Genomic DNA, 13,833 nt, shown 5'->3' with positions numbered 1-13,833 from the left:
GGCTTTTGCGTCCAGCCTACCACCTTCAGCGCTTTTATCGGCTTTATAAAAGGTTTTAGATATGCGCTATATCAGCACTCGCGGCCAGGCACCGGCCCTGAATTTCGAAGATGTCCTGCTCGCGGGCCTGGCCACCGACGGTGGCCTGTACGTGCCGGAAAACCTGCCGCGCTTCACCCTGGAGGAGATCGCCTCCTGGGCCGGCCTGCCGTACCACGAGCTGGCGTTCCGGGTGATGCGGCCCTTCGTCGCCGGCAGCATCGCCGATGCCGATTTCAAACGCATCCTGGAGGAAACCTACGGGGTCTTCGAGCACGCCGCCGTGGCGCCGCTGCGCCAGTTGAACGGCAACGAGTGGGTGCTCGAGCTGTTCCATGGCCCGACCCTGGCGTTCAAGGATTTCGCCCTGCAACTGCTCGGTCGTCTGCTCGACCACGTGCTCAGCAAGCGCGGCGAGCGGGTGGTGATCATGGGCGCTACCAGTGGCGATACCGGCTCGGCGGCCATCGAGGGCTGCAAGGCCTGCGAGCACGTCGATATCTTCATCATGCATCCGCACCAGCGGGTGTCCGAGGTGCAGCGCCGGCAGATGACCACGCTGCTGGGCGACAACATCCACAACATCGCCATCGAAGGCAACTTCGACGACTGCCAGGAGATGGTCAAGGCCAGCTTCGCCGATCAGTCGTTCCTCAAGGGCACGCGCCTGGTGGCGGTGAACTCGATCAACTGGGCGCGGATCATGGCCCAGATCGTCTACTACTTCCATGCCGCGCTGCAGCTGGGCGGGCCGGCGCGCTCGCTGGCCTTCTCGGTGCCGACCGGCAACTTCGGCGATATCTTCGCCGGCTACCTGGCGCGCAACATGGGCCTGCCGATCAGCCAGTTGATCGTCGCCACCAATCGCAACGACATCCTGCACCGCTTCATGAGCGGCAATCAGTACGTGAAGGGCGATCTGTATCCGACCCTGTCGCCGTCCATGGACATCATGGTGTCGTCGAACTTCGAGCGCCTGCTGTTCGACCTGCATGGGCGCAATGGCGCGGCGATCGCGGCGCTGATGGCCGATTTCAGGAGCGGTGGCGGTTTCAGCGTCGAGGATGATCGCTGGACGGAGGCCCGCAAGCTGTTCGATTCCCTGGCGGTCAGCGACGAACAGACCTGCGAGACCATCGCCGAGGTGTACAAGGCCACTGGCGAGCTGCTCGACCCGCATACCGCCATCGGCGTGCGTGCCGCGCGCGAATGCCGGCGCAGCCTGGCGCTGCCGATGGTGGTGCTGGGCACCGCGCACCCGGTCAAGTTCCCGGAAGCGGTGGAGCGGGCCGCTGTCGATCAGTCGCCGGCACTGCCGCCGCACCTGGCCGACCTGTTCGAGCGTGAAGAGCGCTGTACGGTGCTGGCCAACGACCTGCAGGCGGTGCAGGCCTTCGTTGCCGGGCACGGCAACCGCGGCAAGCCGCTGTAAGCGACAGCGTTACGGCTCGAAAGGCCGGTCACCCCAGGGGGCCGGCCTTTCGTGTTTGCGGCCTGTTCGCTGTTGTCGAAGCTGCGCGTGCGGCCATCGTTTCGCCTCGAGGGTTCCTCTGTGGCGGGCACGCTTTCGTAGCCTGTGGTTGAGCGAAGCGATACCCGGGATGGCGCCTGAGTCTGGGGCGGGTCTCGGGTATCGCTCCCGGGTTTCGCTTCGCTCTACGCCGGGCTACGGGTTGCCGGGGCTATTCGCTTGCTTTTCGTCGCGCGGCGACTGCGCCGCTCAGCGTCGGTTGAGCGCTGCAATCGGCGCCTGCTGGCACAGGCGCTTGTCCAGCTGGCCGACATAGGGGTTGGCCCAGCCCATGACGCAACCCATCAGCTGGTTGCGCTGGCGCTCCCATTGTTGTGCCGGGTAGGTCTTGTTCCAGGCGGTGAACAGCTGACGGTTCTGTCTCGACAGCTTGAGCTTGTAGCGGTCGCTCATGTACAGGTAGGTGCGGGCGATCATGCCGCGTACCTCCTTGCGCGGCATGACCTTGCGCGCCTTGAAGTCGACCACTGTCGGGCAGGCGCCGTACTGGGTGGGCGCCTGCGGCAGCCAGCCGAAGTCGTAGTTGCTGCGGTCGCCATTGATCTCGCCGATGCTCGGCACCAGGTTGTGCAGATCGGCCTCGGCACGCTGGAAGACGCTGTCGTTCTGGCTGCAGTTCTTGCGCCCGCCGTTTTGCCAGCACTGGCGCTGATGGCCGATCTGCCAGGCCGGCACGATGTGTTCCCATTCGATGCGTGCGGCGCGGTTGGCGTTCTTGCGCGGCACATAGCCGCAGCTTTTCAGGTCCACGCGATTGCCCTTGAAGGAGCAGCCGCAATAGAACTCCACCGACTGCCGTTCGTAGAGCGTCCAGCCGATTTTCTTCGCTTCGTTGAAGGTGCGTGGTGGGGTGGCGTACAGGGCGGTGGAGAGGGTGAGGCAGAGCAGCGTGAGGAGGCAGCGCGACAGCATACGGCTTTTTCCCAAAAGCGCCGCATCATACGCATTCGTCCCGGCTTGCCAAGGCTGGCCCATTGATGGCGCCGTTTCGCGCTGCAATCCCGAGCGCACAACTGCGATGGAGTTGGCGAATTTGCCGGTTCATGGGCGCGGCGCAATCGGTTTAAATAGCGAACCCGTCCCCTGGGACGTGGCGCCATCGCGCGCTTGCGGCCGCCTTTCCGGTAGACTCGAAATAATTACATGTGATGTGTTGATGCATTACATGTGATGATCTATCCTGCGTTTCATGGAAAACAAATCATCAGCTCATTACCAGCGTCTTTTTCGCCAGCGCCTGCGTGATCAGGGGCTGGTCAAGAAGGAAGTCTGGATACTGCCGGAGCACGCCCAGCGGCTTTCGGCGGTCGAACGGAAACTGCGCCAGCCCCGCTCGGAGCTGGTTTCAATGGAGGAGGGGGTGAGCATGCCTCAGGTTTGGACTGCACAAACGTTGTTCGATGCGCTGTCAGGGGTGGAGCCGTTTGCCGATGGCCGCGCGGCCATCGAACTGATCCAGGGTGCCGACGCCAGTCTGCACGTGACCATGACCGAATACGGCGACCTGCCTTTGTTCATCGCCGTGTTCGGCGATCAGATCATCGTCGAGGCGCTGCTCTGGCCGGTCAGCGATGTGCGTGACACCACGGCCTTCAACGAAGAAGTGCTGCGCAGCCACAAGCTGTTCCCGCTGTCGAGCGTGGGCCTGGAAACCCTGCCCGACGGCCAGACCTGCTACACCATGTTCGGCGCGCTGAGCGCCTCGTCGACCCTGCCCAACGTGGTGCTGGAGATCGAGGTGCTGGCGGACAACGTGATCAGGGCCAGTGAAGCTTACGAAGATTTCCTCAAGGCCAGTGTGTGAAGGAGAAACACCAATGAACGTCTGGAGCAAATTGCTGACGGCGCTGCGCGGCGGTGCCAATGAAGTGGGTGAAGCCCTGGTCGACGGGCAGGCCCTGCGTATCCTCGATCAGGAAATCCGCGACGCCGACCAGGAGCTGCGCAAGTCCAAGGAAGCGCTGGCCGAGATCATGGCCAAGCAGAAACTGGCCGCCGAGCGCGCCGGCAAGACGGCCGCCAAGGTCGCCGAGTACGAGTCGTACGCGCTCAAGGCGCTGGAAGCCGGCAACGAAGAGCTGGCGGGCGAAGTGGCCGGCAAGATCGCCAACCTGGAAACCGACCTGGCCAGCGAGCGCGAGCAGGCCGATGGCTATGCCGCCAGCGTGGCGCAACTGCGCAAGGCGGTGAGCCAGGCCGAAGCCAATATCAAGCGTCTCAAGCAGCAGGTGGATACGGTCAAGGCCACCGAGAGCGTGCAGAAGGCGCAGATGGCCGTGGCCCAGCGCTACGGCGGTTCCCAGGCCAAGCTGCACACGGCGGTCGAGTCGCTGGAGCGTATCAAGCAGCAGCAGGCCGAGCGGGCGGCGAAGATGGAAGCCGCGGCCGAACTGGCCGAAGCCTCCAGCATCGATGACTCGCTGGATGCCAAGCTGCGTGCCGCCGGCATCGTGGCGGACAAGGCCAACGCCGATAACGTGCTGGCACGCTTGAAGGACAAGGCCAGGTCCTGACGTTCGAGGATGGCGGGGCGCAGGCTCCGCCTTGTTGCTCAGGGATAGGAAATCATGGACATCTTCCTGCAGATCTCGCTGGCATTTCCCACGCTCGTGTTCAGCTTCCTGCTGTGCCTGGCCGTGGTGTACTGGATCATCGTCGCCTTCGGTCTGCTCGAGATCGATGTGCTCGACGTCGACGCCGACTCCGCGCTGGAAGGCTCCACCGCGGTGCTGCTTTCCAAGCTCAAGCTCAGCGGGGTGCCGCTGACCCTGGTGCTGACCCTGCTGTTCTTCTTCGCCTGGTGCTTCTGCTACTTCGCCGAATTGCTGGTGCTCAGCCAGCTGCCGCTGGGCTGGCTGCGTTACCCGCTGGGCGCTGTGCTGGCCGTGGTGGCGCTGTTGCTCGCCTTGCCGGTGTGCGGTGTCATCTGCGCGCCGCTGCGTCCGCTGTTCCTCAAGCTGGAAGTCACCAGCAGCAAGAGCGTGCTCGGCCAGACCGCCGTGGTGCGCAGCGGCCGGGTGACGCCGAATCACGGCGAGGCGCTGCTGGCCGATGGCGGAGCGGGGCTGATCCTGCGGGTCCGGGCCGACGAGGCCCAGGGTTTCAAGCGTGGCGACCGTGTCGTTTTACTGGAGTATCTGGAGGCCGAGCATGCCTACCGGGTCATAACTGAGGATGAGTTCCGGGGCGTCTAGGAACCTGGTCTGCGTGCAGTGCTCCAGCTCGCGCGACCTTGCTTCAGGCGGCAAACCGGTTCCACCCGTATCAAAGGAGATTGAGCGCAATGTATAACCTTCCACCGTCGCTGATGCCCGTGCTGGTCGGGGTCGGCCTGGTCATCCTGCTGATCGTCGGCCTGCTGGCCCTGTTCAAGGCCTTCTACATCAAGGTTCCCCAGGGTACGGCGCTGATCGTCAACGACATGTCGTCGACGCCCAAGGTGCATTTCACCGGCGCGCTGGTGTACCCGGTCATCCACCTCAAGGAGTTCATGAAGATCTCCCTGATCACCCTGGAAGTCGACCGCCGGGCCAAGGATGGACTGATCTGCCGCGACAACATGCGTGCCGACATCACCGTGGCCTTCTACCTGCGCGTCAACGAGACCCAGGAAGACGTGCTCAAGGTGGCCAAGGCCATTGGCGTGGAGCGTGCCTCCGACCGCGCCGCGGTCAACGAGCTGTTCAACGCCAAGTTCTCCGAGGCGCTGAAGACCGTCGGCAAGCAGTTCGACTTCGTCGAGCTGTTCGAGAACCGCCAGGACTTCCGCGACCGCATCGTCGAGGTGATCGGCAACGACCTCAACGGCTACGTGCTCGAAGACGTGGCCATCGACTACCTGGAGCAGACCTCCAAGACTTCCCTCGACCCGAGCAACATCCTCGACGCCGAAGGTATCCGCAAGATCACCCAGCTGACCGCCGCGCAGAACGTCATCACCAACGAGCTGGAGCGCAACGAAGAGCTGGCGATCAAGAAGAAGAACGTCGAAACCCGCGAGGCCACGCTCTCGCTCGAGCGTCAGCAGGCCGATGCCGAGGCGCGGCAGAAGCGCGAGATCGAGACCATCCGCGCCCGCGAGGAGGCGGAAACCCTGAAGGTGCGCGAGGAAGAACGGCTCAAGGCCGAGCAGGCGCGCATCCAGACCCAGCAGGAGCTGGATATCCGCGCCGAGAACCATCAACGCGAAGTGGAAGTGGCGCAGCAGAACCGCCAGCGGGCCGTGGTCATCGAGGTGGAGAAAGTCACCCGCGCCAAGGATCTGGAAGTGGTCGCCCGCGAGCGCGAGGTCGAGCTGCAGCGCATCGAGAAGGAAAAGGCGCTGGAGGAAGAGCGCAAGAACATCGCCGCCGTGGTGCGTGAGCGTGTCGCGGTGGAGAAGACCGTGGCCCAGGAAGAAGAGCGCATCAAGGAAGTGCGCGAGGTGTCCGAAGCCGAGCGCCTGAAGCAGGTCGTGGTGCTCAATGCCCAGGCCGAGGCCGAGCAGGAGCTGGTGCGCCAGGTCAAGCAGGCCGAGGCCGACGAGACCCGTTCCAAGCACAAGGCGGTGGAAATCAACAACCTCGCCCAGGCCGAGCTGGAAGCCGCGGCCAAGAGCGCCGAGGCGAAGAAGAAACTCGCCGAAGGCATCGAGGCCGAGCGCGCGGCGCCTGGCCTGGCCGATGCGCGGGTGCGTGAAGTCACCGCCGCGGCCAAGGAGAAGGAAGGCCTGGCCGAGGCGCGCGTGCACGCCGAGCTGCTGATCGCCGAAGCCAAGGGCGAGCAGGAGAAGGGCCTGGCCCAGGCGCGTGTCACCGAGGCGCAGGCGGCGGCCAAGGAGAAGGACGGTCTGGCCGATGCCCGTGTACTGGAAGAGAAGCTCGGCGCCCAGGCGCGGGGCGAGGAGCAGCTCGGTACGGCCAAGGCCAAGGCGACCCAGGATCTGGGCCTGGCCGAGGCGCAGGTGCTGCTCGAGCGCCTGAATGCCGAGGCCGAAGGCCTGGGCAAGAAGTTCGGCGCGCTCGACGCACTCAGCGACAACGCCCGCCAGCACGAAGAGTTCCGCATGCAGCTGGAGAAGAGCTTCGAGGAGGCCATGGCCGCCATCGCCGCGAACAAGGACATCGCCAAGGATCAGGCCGAAGTCCTGGCCACTGCCCTGGGCAAGGCCAAGATCGAGATCGTCGGCGGCGAAGGCGACTTCTTCAACTCGTTCGCCAAGTCGCTGTCGGTGGGCAAGGCCATCGAGGGCGTGGTCGGCAAGAGCCCGGTGGTACAGGACGTGCTGGCGCGGCTGCTGCAGGGCCGCGTGGCGCAGGACAAGCCCACGCAGCCGGACGCCGGGCAAGTGTGACTCGCCGCTGTGGGGGGCTGCCGCGACTGTCGCCGCTTAAGCGCCTCCCACGGTGGGCCCGAGCCTCTGGCGCGGGATGGCCCTACCCATCTACAAGGAACGTTTCATGTCTAGAGACCATCTGGAAATGGCCTTTCGCTCGATCCAGTGCTTTGCCGACGACGGCCGCCTGGACGTGCACGAGCTGGCTTCGCTGCTGGAGATCGCCGAGCGCGACGGCGTGATCGACGACAACGAGATCCGTGTGCTGACGCGGATCATCGCCCGCATCAAGCCGGAAGAACTCGACCCACCGATGCGCGACAAGCTCGCCGAGATCGGCCGCAAGATCGGTGCCTGAGCACCGCTAGAAATCGTTTTTCGCGCCTCGCGGTAGGCGCGCTCATGAGCGCAGATTCGGGAAGACCACGATGTCGGATGCACAGCCCGCAACGCCACAGGATTTGCTGGACAAAGCCGTTGCCGAAGGCGGCGCCTACGAGGTGCTGCACAAGCGCCTGCAGGAGCAGGGCCAGCGCCTGCGCCGCAATACCGAAATCCTCAACGAACAGCGGCTGCAGGAGTTCGGCAGCAGCCAGATGGAGGTCACCGGTCGGGTACGCATCCGCACCGAGAACAACTGCATCGCCCGCGACATCGTGCAGGTCGGCGACTGGCTGCTGTTCGGTTACAACGTGTTTCTCGGGCTGAAGAAGGAAACCACGGTCGCCGATGTGTTCTCCCTCTACCGCCTGGTGGAGGAGAACGAGGGCTATGAGGCCGAGTCGATCCCGCTCGACGGCACCTTCCTGGCGCAGAGCGGTTTCGTCAACGATTTCAACGAGCTCTACACCTATTACAAGAACACCCGGCTGCTGCAACTGGCGATTCGCGACGGCAAGTTGCTGGCCAGTTTCCAGATCGGCGAGCGCATCACCGATATCCGCGTGTTCCGCTGGTCGCTGTCGATCGACGGCAAGGAGGTGCGCTATATCGATAACCGCGGCGAGCGCGATATCGCCCTGCCGGCGCCATTCGACTTCGAGTGGCAGAAAACCACCCGCGAGATGACCGTCAACGGGCGCTTCCCGCACCTGAATATTCTCGACACGGTATTCGTCGAGACGGTCGGCGGCGACCTGACGATCAAGATCGAGAACAATACCGAGAAGGGTCAGGGCATCTACCGCGAAGAGGTGATGGACAAGACCCAGTCACTGGACGATGCCGAGGTCGAGTTCGCCGCCCTGGGCAGCCTGATCCTGCTGAAGATCCTGCCCTACCGCGAAGAGCAGTGGCGCTACCTGGTGTTCAACCGCCTGACCCGCAAGGTCGAGCGCATCGACGCCATTGGCCTGGCCTGCGTGCAACTGCCCGAAGACCACGGCATCATCTTCCCCGGCGGTTATTACCTGCAGAACGGCGAGCACAAGACCTTCGAGCAATCGATGGCCGGCATGCGCTTCAAGCGTTCGGTGCGCTCGCCCAACGGCGAGGACGTGCAGTACATCTTCTACCATCCGGGCGAAGGCCGGGCGGTGCTTCTGACCTACAACATGGTCACCCGCCAGTTGCAGAACCCGATCTTCGGCCATGGCTATGCGCGCCTGGAAGACGGGCGCATGGTGATCTTCTCCGCCGAAGGCGATGAGCCGACGCGCATCCACCCCATGCAGATCTGGCAGACGCCGTTCTGCAGCGAGGAATACGCCGCCCGCCAGCCGGCGCGCAGCGGTTTCTTCGGGCGGATCGGCAACGCCGAGCTGGTGCGCGGCGTCTCCGACCTGTTCAACCTCAGCCGCGAGATCGACAGCCGCGAAGTGTCGGTGCCGCGTTACACCCTGCTGTGCCAGAACACCCGCCGGCTGTTCGACGTCTATCACTGGCTCAGCGACCCGCAATGCGCGGACATGGCGCCGCTGCTGCGCGAGATCGCCGCGACCGGCGAACTGGTGCTCGACGAGTTCGAGAAGGTCGAGAGTATCCGCCAGCAGTCGGCCACGGCCATGGCCAGCGCCGAGAGCCGGCAGAAAGCCTTGCTCGAGAGCCTGCGCTCGGACAACTGGGAGCGGGTCGAGCAGTTCGTCGAGGCGCTCAACGCCATCACCGCCCAGCGCGGCCAGTTGCTGACCATTCGCGACTACCGCTATATCGACGTGGCGCGCATCGACGCCATGGAAGCGGCGCTGCTCGAGGCCCGCGAGCAGACCGCGGCGGCGACCTCGCGCTACCTCGCCGGCGATGCCGCGCTGCAGCCCTATCACGACAACCTGCAGGCGCTCGATGCCCAGGCGCAGAAAGCCGAGACCGTGGCGCAGCTGGCCGAGCCGCTGGCCGGCCTGGGCGAGATGGCCGACAACCTGGACATGCTCTCGGGGCTGATGGCCTCGCTGCAGATCGACGATGCCACCGAGCGCACCCGCATCGTCGACGCCATTTCCGAAGTCTATGCCCGGCTCAACCAGGCCAAGGCGCGAGCCGAGCAGCGGCGCAAGGGCCTCGGCTCGGCGGAAACCGTGGCGCAGTTCGGCGCCCAGTTCAAACTGTTCGGCCAGAGCATCACCAATGCCCTGGCGCTGGCCCAGGACCCCGAACGCTGCGACGAGCAACTGTCGCGGCTGCTGGTGCAGCTCGAAGAGCTGGAAAGCCAGTTCGGCGATCACGAGCAGTTCCTCGGCGACATCCTGGCCAAGCGCGAGGAACTGCTGGAAACCTTCGAGGCGCACAAGCAGACCCTGCTCGACGAGCGTCAGCGCAAGGCCCAGGCGCTGCTCGACGCCGCCCGCCGTATTCTCGACAGCCTCGCCCGGCGCACCGCGCGTTTCGACCAGGCCGAGGAACTCAACGCCTTCTTCGCCGCCGACCCGCTGATCCTCAAGTTGCGCGAACTGGCCGAGCGCCTGCGCGAGCTCAAGGACAGCGTCAAGGCCGACGACGTCGAGGCGCGCCTGAAGGGCGCCCGCGATCAGGCGGTGCGGGCGCTGCGTGACAAGAGCGAACTGTTCGAGGAGGGCGGCGATGTCATCAAGCTGGGGCCGCGCCACCGTTTCGCCGTCAACACCCAGGAACTGGATCTGACCCTGTTGCCACGGGGCGAGCAGCTGTACCTGCACCTGACCGGCACCGATTTCCTCGAACCCTTGCGCGACGACGAGCTGGAATCGCTGCGCGACTACTGGCAGGTGGCGCTGGAGTCCGAGTCGGCGGCGCTGTACCGCGGCGAATACCTGGCCGGGCTGGTGCTCGATGCCGCCGTGCGCAATGCCGAAGGCCTCAGCCTGGATCTGCTCAAGGCGCACATGAGCCAGCCCGAGGAACTGATCAAGCGCATCCGCGAGTTCGCCGCGCCGCGCTACAAGGAAGGCTACCAGAAGGGCATCCACGACCAGGACGCCATGGCCATCCTGCTCAAGCTGCTGGCGCTGCGCGAAGGCGCCGGCCTGCTGACCTATACCCCCCTGGCCCGCGGTTTCGCCCTGTTCTTCTGGAACCGCTGGCGCGAGGACATGGACGCCGCCCACTGGGCCGAGCGGGCGCATACTTGCGCCAACATCCGCAAGCTGTTCGGCCGCGACGAGGGCATCGTGCAACTGCGCGGCGAAGTGCTGGCGGCTCTGCAGAGCTTCCTGGCGCGCCATCCGATGCGTTTCGAGCCGGCCCTGTTGCGCGAGACGGCGGAGTACCTGGTCGAGGAACTGGCCGCCGAGCGCGTCGAGTTCGTGGTCAGCAAGTATGCCCGCGACCTGCTCGACGGCTTGCGCCAGCACCTGCAGGCGGCGCACATGTGGGACGGCTACCAGCAGGCCCAGGAGCGCCTGCGCGGGCGCCCCGACCAGCGCTGGGCCCTGGCCGAGAACTGGCTGCGCGCCTATGGCGCCGAGCACAACGCCACCTGGCTGGCCTATGTGCCCGAGGCCGTGGCCCTGAGCCTGATCGACGCGGACCTGCCGGTGCGCGTCACCGAGGCGGATCTGCAGGTGCGGGTCGACGGGCTGATCGGCGATCACCCGCGCATCGAGGAGGGCACCCTGGCCTTCGCCCTGGACGATTTCTTCCAGCGCCTGCGCCATCACCGCGAGACCTTCCTGCCGGCCCTGCAGCGCTACCAGGCGCTGCGCCAGGAGGTGGTCAACCGTGAGCGCGAGGCGCTGCGCCTGAACGAGTTCAAGCCGCGGCCGCTGTCCTCCTTCGTGCGCAACAAGCTGATCAACGACGTCTACCTGAGCTTCATCGGCGACAACCTGGCCAAGCAGATGGGCACCGCCGGCGAAAGCAAGCGCACCGACCTGATGGGCCTGCTGATGCTGATCTCGCCGCCGGGCTACGGCAAGACCACGCTGATGGAGTACGTGGCGCATCGCCTCGGCCTGATCTTCATGAAGATCAACGGCCCGGCCCTCGGCCACGAGGTGCGCTCCATCGATCCGGCCCAGGCGCCGGACGCCACCTCGCGGCAGGAACTGGAAAAGCTCAACCTGGCCCTGGAAATGGGCAACAACGTGATGCTGTACGTCGACGACATCCAGCACACCCACCCGGAGTTCCTGCAGAAATTCATCTCGCTGTGTGACGGCACCCGGCGCATCGAGGGGGTGTGGAAGGGCCGCACCAAGACCTACGACATGCGCGGCAAGAAGTTCTGCGTGGTGATGTCGGGCAACCCCTATACCGAGTCCGGCGACGTGTTCAAGATCCCCGACATGCTGGCCAACCGCGCCGACATCTACAACCTCGGCGATACCCTTGGCGGCATGGAGGAAGCCTTCGCCCTCAGCTACATCGAGAACGGCCTGACCTCCAACCCGGTGCTGGCGCCACTGGCCACCCGCGACATGGCCGACGTCTACCGCTTCGTCGCCAAGGCCGAAGGCAAGCCGTTCTCCAGCAACGAACTGAGCCACGGCTACAGCGGCGCCGAGATCAACGAGATCGTCGCCACCCTGCAGCGTCTGATGCAGGTGCGCGACGTGGTGCTCAAGGTCAACCAGCAGTACATCGCCAGCGCCGCCCAGGCCGACCAGTACCGCACCGAGCCGGCGTTCAAGCTGCAGGGCAGCTACCGCAACATGAACAAGATGGCCGAGAAGATCTCCGCGGTGATGAACGACGCCGAGCTGCTGCAACTGATCGCCGACCACTACCAGGGCGAGTCGCAGTTGCTCACCACCGGCGCCGAGGAGAACCTGCTCAAGCTCGCCGAGCTGCGCGGCAACCAGACCCCCGAACAGCTCGAACGCTGGACGCAGATCAAGCGCGACTTCATGCGCAACAAGGCCATGGGCGGCAGCGATGCGGACATCGGTGGACGGGTGGTGGCGCAGCTCAACGACCTGGTCGAGGGCGTGCGCGGCCTGAACCGGGCGGACGGGAGCAAACCAGCGGCGGCCGAGCTGCCCTGGCAGGAACTGCTGGCCGGCCTGGAGCGCTTGCGCGAGATCCAGCCGAAGGTCGAGGTGGCGCTGCAGGCACCGCCTCAGCCCGGCCTGCAGCAGTTGCTCGAACGCCTGGCCGAGGGGCTGCAGGGTGGTGTGCTGCCGTTGCTCAACGCCATGGACAAGAAGATCGACATCGACCTCGGCACCCATAAGCGCATGGGTGAGATGGCCGGCCAGTTGCGTGACATCGGCCGCATGCTCGGGCAGGCGCCGAACGACGACGAGACGCCGTGAAGCTGTGGCTGCTGCCGCGTCTGAAGCTGCTGTTCGGCATCGCCGCGGCGATGGTGCTGGTGCAGTTGTGCAACAGCCTGAGCGGTTATGTCCTCAACCAGTGGGGCCTGATTCCACGGCAGGTCGGCGCGCTGCCGGGGGTGCTGCTGGCGCCCTGGCTGCATGGCGGCTGGCTGCACCTGTTCGGCAATCTCAGCGGCTTCATGGTGCTGGGCAGCCTGGCCGTGCTCGAGTCGCGACGCGATTTCATCCGCGCCAGCCTGTTCATCATCGTCGCCAGTGGCCTGCTGGTCTGGTTGTTCGGCCGCGAAGGCATCCATGTCGGTTCCAGCGGCTGGCTGTTCGGGCTGTGGGGGCTGCTGCTGGGGCGCGCCTGGTTCCGTCGCAGTTTCGCGGATCTGCTGCTGGCGGCCCTGGCTCTGTTGCTCTACAGCGGCTTCTTCTTCGGCCTGCTGCCGCAGCAGGGCGTGTCGTTCGAATATCACCTGGCCGGCGCACTGTGCGGCGGCCTTTACGCTTCATGGCAGCGTGGCGGGCAGAAGCGCCGCGCACGTCGTACTCGATAAGGGGACAAAATGGACTTCAATCGCCTTGACCAGCAACTGCGCGATAGCCTCGCCGATCTCAGGCTGAGCAATGAGGAGCGTGACGAGTTACGCGAACTTGGCAACGACCTCTCGGCGGATCAGGTGCGATACCTGCGTAATCGCGCGTTCGCGCTGACCCGCGAACTGATCGGCAACCCAGAGAACGCGCTACCGGCGCTGAAGTGGCTGGAGCAGGTGATCAAGACCCTGGAAGTGCGCTGTTCGCCGATTCGTGGGCATGCCACGGCGCATTTCAGCCCCGGGGAAAGTTGCCGTCAGCGCATTCGCGACCTGTGTCGGCAGGCCCGCGAGTCGGTGGATGTGTGCGTCTACACCATTTCTGATGACCAGCTCAGCGACGAACTGATTGCCGTGCACCGTCGTGGCGTGGCCGTGCGAATCATCAGTGACAGTGAAAAGCGCTTCGACGTGGGCAGCGATATCCAGCGCCTGATCGATCAGGGCGTGCCGCTGCGCATCGATGACAGCCCCTTCCACATGCACCACAAGTTCGCCCTGTTCGACCGCCGTCTGCTGCTCAATGGCAGTTTCAACTGGACGCGCAGCGCGAGCACCAGCAACGAGGAAAACCTGCTGGTGACCGACGATGCGTATCTGGTAGCCGAATATGGCCGTGAATTCGACAAGCTGTGGGCGCGCTACAAGCCGAACTGATGGTGATCAGGCTAAACGCTC

Annotated in this window: 10 protein-coding genes; 9 read left to right on the top strand and 1 reads right to left on the bottom strand. The window is 64.9% G+C overall.

Annotated elements, in window-relative coordinates; all coding sequences use genetic code 11:
* Window positions 1–61: 61 nt before the first annotated feature.
* Window positions 62–1,471: a threonine synthase gene (gene thrC, locus DNK34_RS12080; RefSeq protein ID WP_131175139.1), complete on the top strand. Its 1,410-nt coding sequence runs from the start codon at window positions 62–64 to the stop codon at window positions 1,469–1,471.
* A 288-nt stretch (window positions 1,472–1,759) separates the two neighbouring features.
* Here the strand turns inward: thrC and DNK34_RS12075 are convergent, their stop codons facing one another.
* On the bottom strand, window positions 1,760–2,482 hold the full coding sequence (locus DNK34_RS12075) for an endonuclease (protein WP_131175138.1): 723 nt from the start codon (window positions 2,480–2,482) through the stop codon (window positions 1,760–1,762).
* 277 nt (window positions 2,483–2,759) lie between these two features.
* Here DNK34_RS12075 and bacA point away from each other — a divergent pair, with 277 nt between their 5' ends.
* From bacA to DNK34_RS12035, 8 genes are all read left to right on the top strand, one after another.
* On the top strand, window positions 2,760–3,374 hold the full coding sequence (bacA, locus tag DNK34_RS12070) for a biofilm formation regulator BacA (RefSeq protein ID WP_131175137.1): 615 nt from the start codon (window positions 2,760–2,762) through the stop codon (window positions 3,372–3,374).
* A gap of 13 nt (window positions 3,375–3,387) precedes the next feature.
* The gene (locus tag DNK34_RS12065; RefSeq protein ID WP_131175136.1) at window positions 3,388–4,083 is read left to right on the top strand and encodes a PspA/IM30 family protein; all 696 of its coding nucleotides are present in this window, start codon (window positions 3,388–3,390) and stop codon (window positions 4,081–4,083) included.
* 54 nt (window positions 4,084–4,137) lie between these two features.
* The gene (locus DNK34_RS12060) at window positions 4,138–4,764 is read left to right on the top strand and encodes an OB-fold-containig protein (protein WP_131175135.1); all 627 of its coding nucleotides are present in this window, start codon (window positions 4,138–4,140) and stop codon (window positions 4,762–4,764) included.
* Window positions 4,765–4,853: 89 nt separating this feature from the next.
* Window positions 4,854–6,902 carry a flotillin family protein gene (locus DNK34_RS12055; protein ID WP_131175134.1) on the top strand — a complete coding sequence of 683 codons (2,049 nt, stop codon included), beginning with the start codon at window positions 4,854–4,856 and terminating at the stop codon, window positions 6,900–6,902.
* Window positions 6,903–7,008: 106 nt separating this feature from the next.
* Window positions 7,009–7,242 (top strand): hypothetical protein, encoded by a 234-nt coding sequence (locus tag DNK34_RS12050; RefSeq protein WP_131175133.1) that lies wholly within the window; start codon window positions 7,009–7,011, stop codon window positions 7,240–7,242.
* 70 nt (window positions 7,243–7,312) lie between these two features.
* Window positions 7,313–12,550 carry a DNA repair ATPase gene (locus tag DNK34_RS12045; protein ID WP_131175132.1) on the top strand — a complete coding sequence of 1,746 codons (5,238 nt, stop codon included), beginning with the start codon at window positions 7,313–7,315 and terminating at the stop codon, window positions 12,548–12,550.
* On the top strand, window positions 12,547–13,116 hold the full coding sequence (locus DNK34_RS12040) for a rhomboid family intramembrane serine protease (protein WP_242675320.1): 570 nt from the start codon (window positions 12,547–12,549) through the stop codon (window positions 13,114–13,116). The genes DNK34_RS12045 and DNK34_RS12040 overlap by 4 nt, the downstream gene beginning before the upstream one ends.
* 9 nt (window positions 13,117–13,125) lie before the next feature.
* Window positions 13,126–13,812: a phospholipase D-like domain-containing protein gene (locus DNK34_RS12035; RefSeq protein ID WP_131175131.1), complete on the top strand. Its 687-nt coding sequence runs from the start codon at window positions 13,126–13,128 to the stop codon at window positions 13,810–13,812.
* Window positions 13,813–13,833: the final 21 nt, after the last annotated feature.

The sequence above is a fragment of the Phytopseudomonas dryadis genome (genome assembly GCF_004327355.1).
Classification (GTDB): domain Bacteria; phylum Pseudomonadota; class Gammaproteobacteria; order Pseudomonadales; family Pseudomonadaceae; genus Aquipseudomonas; species Aquipseudomonas dryadis.
This window is presented reverse-complemented; position numbering and strand designations above follow the sequence as displayed.

Excerpts from the sequence above, each read along its gene's own strand:
- thrC (WP_131175139.1), top strand. The coding sequence starts at position 62 with ATGCGCTATATCAGCACTCGCGGCCAGGCACCGGCCCTGAATTTCGAA.
- DNK34_RS12075 (WP_131175138.1), bottom strand. The coding sequence starts at position 2,482 with ATGCTGTCGCGCTGCCTCCTCACGCTGCTCTGCCTCACCCTCTCCACC.
- bacA (WP_131175137.1), top strand. The coding sequence starts at position 2,760 with ATGGAAAACAAATCATCAGCTCATTACCAGCGTCTTTTTCGCCAGCGC.
- DNK34_RS12065 (WP_131175136.1), top strand. The coding sequence starts at position 3,388 with ATGAACGTCTGGAGCAAATTGCTGACGGCGCTGCGCGGCGGTGCCAAT.
- DNK34_RS12060 (WP_131175135.1), top strand. The coding sequence starts at position 4,138 with ATGGACATCTTCCTGCAGATCTCGCTGGCATTTCCCACGCTCGTGTTC.
- DNK34_RS12055 (WP_131175134.1), top strand. The coding sequence starts at position 4,854 with ATGTATAACCTTCCACCGTCGCTGATGCCCGTGCTGGTCGGGGTCGGC.
- DNK34_RS12050 (WP_131175133.1), top strand. The coding sequence starts at position 7,009 with ATGTCTAGAGACCATCTGGAAATGGCCTTTCGCTCGATCCAGTGCTTT.
- DNK34_RS12045 (WP_131175132.1), top strand. The coding sequence starts at position 7,313 with ATGTCGGATGCACAGCCCGCAACGCCACAGGATTTGCTGGACAAAGCC.
- DNK34_RS12035 (WP_131175131.1), top strand. The coding sequence starts at position 13,126 with ATGGACTTCAATCGCCTTGACCAGCAACTGCGCGATAGCCTCGCCGAT.